The sequence below is a fragment of the Methylobacterium sp. WL103 genome (assembly GCF_008039885.1).
Classification (GTDB): Bacteria; Pseudomonadota; Alphaproteobacteria; order Rhizobiales; family Beijerinckiaceae; genus Methylobacterium; species Methylobacterium cerastii.
On record NZ_VRUX01001154.1, the window covers coordinates 1 to 692 of the forward strand.

At 76.0% G+C, this 692-nt stretch carries 1 protein-coding gene; it reads left to right on the top strand.

Features of this window, described 5'->3' with window-relative positions; translation table 11 throughout:
• The coding region (locus tag FV222_RS28360) for an O-antigen ligase family protein (protein WP_187277530.1) at positions 1-692 on the top strand (692 nt) is incomplete at both ends.

Genomic DNA, 692 nt, shown 5'->3' on the forward strand with positions numbered 1-692 from the left:
GGGCTGACCATCGCCGTCGGCCTCGCCGCGGGTCTGCCGCTGCAGCGCGCCCTCGGCCAGCGGATGGCGGAGTTCGTCTACAACCGTCCCGCGCTCACGCTTGCCGTCGTCGCCGGCCCGCTCGCCCTGGTACTGTGGCGCCAGGGCCCGCGCGTCGTCGCGCTCGCGGCTTTGGCCTTCGCAGCGCTCGGCATCCTGCGCTCGGTCAGCGGGGCGGCTGCCATGGGGCTTGCCGCGGGACTTGCGATGTTCGTCCTCGGGCGCCTGCTGCCGGCCCGCCTCGCGGTCGGCCTCGCCGGGCTCGGCCTCGGGCTCGCCGTGGCGTTGGCGCCGGTCGAGGGCGACCTGCTCGACCGGTTCATGCCGGAGGCCGCGCATGAACGGCTGGTCCATTCCTCCTCGCGGGCCCGCGTCGCCATCGCGCGGAGCTTCGGCGCAGCCGTCGCGGCGGACCCGTGGGTCGGAGCCGGCTTCGGCACGTCGGCTCGCTTCGCCGAGGCGCCGGTGGCCGCGCGCCTCGATCCGGAGATGCGGACGCTGCTCGCCGTCGGCCATCCGCACAACGCATTCCTCCAGGTCTGGGCCGAGCTCGGAACCGCCGGGGCCGTGCTCGCGGCGGCGGTTCTGATGCTGATGCTCGCACCCCTCGTCGCCTGGCCGGCGGGGGAGCGCGCGACGGCGCTCGCCCTGGT